The sequence below is a fragment of the Aeromicrobium sp. genome (assembly GCF_036676885.1).
Classification (GTDB): Bacteria; Actinomycetota; Actinomycetes; order Propionibacteriales; family Nocardioidaceae; genus Aeromicrobium.
In genome coordinates this window covers 1-5,332 of record NZ_JAKFCB010000257.1, presented here as the reverse complement: position 1 = coordinate 5,332, position 5,332 = coordinate 1, and the positions used below count along the sequence as shown (strand labels likewise).

At 66.3% G+C, this 5,332-nt stretch carries 4 protein-coding genes; 1 reads left to right on the top strand and 3 read right to left on the bottom strand.

Annotated elements, in window-relative coordinates; translation table 11 throughout:
* Nucleotides 1–116 precede the first annotated feature (116 nt).
* The 3 genes from V6M46_RS11495 to V6M46_RS11485 all read right to left on the bottom strand — a co-directional run bounded on the left by V6M46_RS11495 (nt 117) and on the right by V6M46_RS11485 (nt 4,861).
* Complete coding sequence (locus tag V6M46_RS11495; protein ID WP_332665059.1) at nt 117–3,050, bottom strand: vitamin B12-dependent ribonucleotide reductase; 2,934 nt, start codon at nt 3,048–3,050, stop codon at nt 117–119.
* Between the two features lie 123 nt (nt 3,051–3,173).
* Nucleotides 3,174–3,671 carry a transcriptional regulator NrdR gene (gene nrdR / locus V6M46_RS11490; RefSeq protein ID WP_332665057.1) on the bottom strand — a complete coding sequence of 166 codons (498 nt, stop codon included), beginning with the start codon at nt 3,669–3,671 and terminating at the stop codon, nt 3,174–3,176.
* Between the two features lie 344 nt (nt 3,672–4,015).
* The gene (locus tag V6M46_RS11485) at nt 4,016–4,861 is read right to left on the bottom strand and encodes a hypothetical protein (RefSeq protein WP_332665054.1); all 846 of its coding nucleotides are present in this window, start codon (nt 4,859–4,861) and stop codon (nt 4,016–4,018) included.
* Nucleotides 4,862–4,921: 60 nt separating this feature from the next.
* Between V6M46_RS11485 and V6M46_RS11480 the strand changes: the two genes are divergently transcribed.
* Nucleotides 4,922–5,332 (top strand): Dps family protein (locus V6M46_RS11480; RefSeq protein WP_332665051.1); only part of this gene is annotated, 411 nt, incomplete at its 3' end.

Below are 5,332 nucleotides of genomic sequence, written 5' to 3'. Positions count from 1 at the left end.
GTCTCTTTAGAACATGTGCGGATCAGATCGCCTCGCGACTCGAGACAGTCAACAACATTTGAATGTGGGTGAGCCCCGACCGGGTCGGTCGGGGCTCACCCACGTTCACGGCTTGATCAGCTGCAGCCGCTGGTGCTGCCGCAGCCTTCGCAGACGTGGCAGGAGCCGGCGGGGCGCATCTTGGTGCCGCAGGTCATGCAGAGCGGCGAGTCGACCGCGGAGCCGGTGAGGGTCTCCAGGAGCTCGGCGCTCGTGTGAGCGGTTGCCGGGGCGGGCTTGGACGTGATCGCGATGTGCTCGACCGGGTCCGTGTCGGACTTGTCCTCGGCTTCGAAGTGACCCTTGGGCTGGCTCGACGTCGTTTCGACAGGCTCAACGACCGAGTTGTCACTCGAGCCGATCTCCCCGCCAACGAGTTCGGCGGCGGTGCTGCCGTTGCCGACCGGGGGCTCGTACGAACCGGTGTCGAGGTAGCGCTGGCGCTCCTCGGCCGAGTGGATGCCGAGGGCCGAACGGGTCTCGAAGTCCAGGTAGTCCAGGGCCAGGCGACGGAACGTGTAGTCCATGATCGACTGGCTCATGCGGACGTCCGGGTCGTCGGTCAGACCGGCCGGCTCGAACTTCATGTTGGTGAACTTCTGGACGAACGTCTCCAGCGGCACGCCGTATTGGAGCGAGATGCTGATGGCGATCGAGAAGGCGTCCATCATGCCGGCCAGGGTCGAGCCCTGCTTGCCGAGCTTCATGAAGATCTCGCCGAGCGAGCCGTCGGGGTGGGCGCCCGAGGTCATGTAGCCCTCGGCACCACCGACGGAGAACGACGTCGTGATCGACTGGCGCGACTTCGGCAGGCGGCGACGGATCGGCTTCTCGACGATGACTTCCTTGACCTCGACCTTGGTCGAGCCCGACTCCTTGGCGCCCTTGCCGTCGCTGAGCGGCTGGCCGACCTTGCAGTTGTCGCGGTAGACCGCGAGCGCCTTGAGGCCGAGCTTCCAGCCCTGGAAGTAGACGTCCTCGATCTCCTCGACCGTGGCCGACTCCGGCAGGTTGACCGTCTTGGAGATCGCGCCGGACAGGAACGGCTGGCAGGCAGCCATCATCAGCACGTGGCCCATCGGGGCGATGGAGCGCTGACCCATCGCGGTGTCGAAGATCGAGTAGTGCTCGGTCTTGAGCCCGGGTGCGTCGACGACGTGGCCGTGCTCGGCGATGAACTCGACGATCGCCTCGATCGTCTCGCCGGTGTAGCCGAGCTTCTTGAGCGCCGCCGGGATCGTCTGGTTGACGATCTGCATCGAGCCGCCACCGACGAGCTTCTTGAACTTGACCAGCGAGAAGTCCGGCTCGATGCCGGTCGTGTCGCAGTCCATCATGAAGCCGATCGTGCCGGTCGGCGCGAGGACGGAGGCCTGGCTGTTGCGCCAGCCGTTCTTCTGGCCGATCTCGAGGTTGAGCTTCCACTGCTTGGCAGCCTCACGGTGCACCGCGATGTCGATCGAGTGCAGCGTGCGGATCTCGTCGTTGGCGGCCTGGTGCTTGCGCATGACGCGCTCGTGCGCCGAGGCGTTCTGGGCGAAGCCGTCGTAGGGGCCGACGACGCCGGCGAGCTCGGCCGAGCGACGGTAGGACGTACCGGTCATCAGCGAGGTGATCGCACCGGCGAGGGCGCGGCCGCCGTCGGAGTCGTAGGCCAGGCCCGACGCCATGAGCAGCGCGCCGAGGTTGGCGAAGCCGATGCCGAGCTGGCGGTAGGCCCGCGTGGTCTCGCCGATCGCCTCGGTCGGGAAGTCCGCGAAGCAGATCGAGATGTCCATCGCGGTGATGATGAACTCGGTCGCCTTGACGAACGTCTCGGTGTCGAACGAGCCGTCGTCCTTGAGGAACTTCAGCAGGTTGAGGCTGGCGAGGTTGCACGACGAGTTGTCGAGGTGCATGTATTCCGAGCACGGGTTGGACGCCGTGATGCGGCCGGCCTCGGGCGAGGTGTGCCAGTCGTTGATCGTGCCGTCGTACTGGATGCCGGGGTCGGCGCACGCCCAGGCGGCCTGCGCGATGTCCTCCCACAGCTTGCGGGCGTCGACGGTCTCGATGATCTCGCCGGTCGTACGGGCGCGCAGCCCGAACTCGGTGCCCTGCTCGACGGCGCGCATGAACTCGTCGTTGACGCGGATCGAGTTGTTGGCGTTCTGGTACTGGACGCTCGTGATGTCGGCGCCGCCGAGGTCCATGTCGTAGCCGGCGTCGCGGAGGACGCGGATCTTGTCCTCCTCCTTGGCCTTGGTCTCGACGAACTCCTGGATGTCGGGGTGGTCGACGTCGAGCACGACCATCTTGGCCGCGCGACGCGTGGCGCCGCCGGACTTGATCGTGCCGGCGGACGCGTCGGCGCCGCGCATGAACGAGACCGGGCCCGAAGCCGTGCCGCCCGAGGAGCGGAGCAGCTCCTTGGACGAGCGGATGCGGCTGAGGTTGAGGCCGGCACCGGAGCCGCCCTTGAAGATCAGGCCCTCTTCCTTGTACCAGTTGAGGATCGAGTCCATCGAGTCATCCACCGCGAGGATGAAGCAGGCGCTGACCTGCTGGGGGCTCGACGTGCCGACGTTGAACCACACCGGGCTGTTGAAGCTGAAGACCTGGTGCAGGAGCATGTGCGTCAGCTCGTGCTCGAAGATCGTCGCGTCGTCCTCGGTGGCGAAGTAGCCGTTGTCGCGGCCGGCCTGCGTGTAGGTCAGCACGACGCGGTCGAGCAGCTGCTTGAGGCTCTGCTCACGCTCGGCCGAGCCGACGGCGCCGCGGAAGTACTTGGTCGTGACGATCGTGGAGGCGTTGACGCTCCAGAAGTCGGGGAACTCCACACCGCGCTGCTCGAAGACGTTCTCGCCCGTCTTCCAGTTGGTCTGCACGACGTCGCGACGTTCCCAGGTGACGGCGTCGTACGGGTGCACCCCCTCGGTCGTGTAGACGCGCTGGATCTTGAGGGCGGCGTTGCCCTTCTTGCCAGCAGTCTTGCGAGAGGACCCCGAGGGTCCGCTGACCGTTTCCGTCATGATCGTGCTCCTATTTCGCGGTGTGTGGTGATGTTTTTTGTATGCGTTTGGGTGGTCTCGATACGCCGCTCGTTGCTCGCGGCTACTCGACCGGCTTGGCCAGAGGCTCGAACCCGGCGGGGCTCAGGTCTGGTGGTGGTCCTTCTTGGCGGTGTGTTCGGCGAGCTCGCCGTCGGCGCCGGCCGCCATGAGGCTGGCGATCTCGTCGGCGAAGTCGTCAGCGGACTCGAACTGCTTGTAGACGCTGGCGAATCGCAGGTAGGCGACCTCGTCGAGGCTCTTGAGGGGCTCGAGGATGGCAAGGCCGACCTCATGGGCCGGGACCTCCGCGCATCCGGAGTCGCGAAGCGTGTCCTCGACCTGCTGGCCGAGTCGCGCCAGGTCGTCGTCGGAGACCGGTCGGCCCTTGCAGGCCTTGCGGACACCGGCGATGGCCTTGTCACGGACGAAGGGTTCGGTCGCGCCGGAGCGCTTGACGACCGTGAGCTGCATCTGCTCGATCGTGGTGAACCGCTTCTCGCAGGAGGAGCAGACCCGGCGACGGCGGATGGCTCCACCCTCGTCGGCGACACGGCTGTCGAGAACCCGGGTGTCGGTGTTCTTGCAGAACGGACAATGCATGTCGGTCAACTCCTCTCATACCGAAGGTCCTGGGCCACACGTTGTCCCCCGATGGGGACAAGTCATGTGGAAGCCGTGTGGATTCCGATGAATTTCGGTGTGTAACTCCCCACAACATGTGGAGAACTACATCTGTGTAACTACTAGATCTAGTGCCACTGTACGCCGGTGGTCAGGCCCGTGCAACACGATTGCAGGAAGAGCAGACACTTTTTCGCGTCGCCCGTGTCATCGCAGGTCAGAGGCCATTTGGGCGCCGACATTGCGGCGTGTCGAAAGCACTCACGTCACACCTGTTACAACGTTCTCGGGCTCCCAGGTATGCCCTGGAGCCCCTACGAGAACTAGTGTTTCTGGGCCCACCTGAGGAACGCCGCGGCGTGGTGCGGGTCGACGAATCCGTCGCCCAGCAGCTCCACGAGCAGGTCGTTGCTCCACACCCCGAGGCGGCCGATCGTCCACGAGGTCAGGTCGACGCCGGGCAGCTCCAGGCCGTACAGCGAGCCCACGATCGCGCGCTTGTCGGCGTACGTGACGATCGGCAGGAACCGGTCGGGATCGGCCACCGCGAGGGTCTTGGTGAGCAGCCCCTCGCCCCAGCCGGGCATCGAGAACCCGAAGCCCTGGTCGACCAGGTTGCTGAGCCGGTCCTCGAGCTCACCCGGCCCGCGGAGCAGGTGTTTGCTCACCGCGCGTACGCGGCGGGCGCCCTCGAGCTCGCCGAGCAGGACCCACGCCTTGTCGAACTCGGTCGGGTCGCCCGTGCTCGCGCCGGTCGGGTCGTCGGCGAACAGCTTGAGGTCGTAGATCGTCGCCTTGTCGAGGCCGTCGGCGGAGAAGACCCACCTGAACTTCGCCCAGTGCCGGGCCACCAGCGGATCAGGCTCGTACGCGGTCGCCAGGAACTCCTGCTTGAGCGCCTCGGCACGCTCCAGGGCGGCCGGCTCGACGTCCGCGGCCTTCGAGAACTGCGGGACGACGTACGCGATGGGCCGCGGCGCGACGACCGTGGTGGCTGTCTTCCTCGGCGTGCTCCTGCGGGCCACCGGCTTGGCCTCGGGGGTCGGCGAGCCGTACGGGAAGGTGAACTTGCAGTCGGTGCACTCGGCCTCCTTGCGCCCGTCGGGCAGGGTGCGCAGCACGACGACGTCGTCCTCGCGGACACACAGAGGACACACGATCAAAGCCATGGGACAAACGTATGCCCCGCAGGTCCGTGTGAGATCGCTGACGCTGGGTAGGCGAAGAGCATGCCTACTTCAGCCCCCAAGTACACGATCCCCGGACTCACCACTGCCGAGGGCGAGAAACTCGCCGACATCCTGCAGGAGCGCCTCAACGCGCTGATCGACCTGCACCTGACGCTCAAGCACGTGCACTGGAACGTCGTCGGGCCGCACTTCATCGCGGTGCACGAGATGATCGACCCCCACGTCGACGAGGTCATCGCGATGGTCGACGAGACCGCCGAGCGCATCGCGACCCTCGGCGCCTCCCCCAAGGGCACGCCCGGTGCGGTCGTCGACGGGCGTACGTGGGACGACTACTCCCTCGGCCGTGCCACTACCAACGAGCACCTCGGCGCGCTCGACGAGGTCTACGTCATGCTTATCGCCGACCACCGCAAGGCCCAGGAGGCCGTCGCCGTGATCGACCCGGTC

Excerpts from the sequence above, each read along its gene's own strand:
- nrdR (WP_332665057.1), bottom strand. The coding sequence starts at position 3,671 with ATGCATTGTCCGTTCTGCAAGAACACCGACACCCGGGTTCTCGACAGC.
- V6M46_RS11485 (WP_332665054.1), bottom strand. The coding sequence starts at position 4,861 with ATGGCTTTGATCGTGTGTCCTCTGTGTGTCCGCGAGGACGACGTCGTC.
- V6M46_RS11495 (WP_332665059.1), bottom strand. The coding sequence starts at position 3,050 with ATGACGGAAACGGTCAGCGGACCCTCGGGGTCCTCTCGCAAGACTGCT.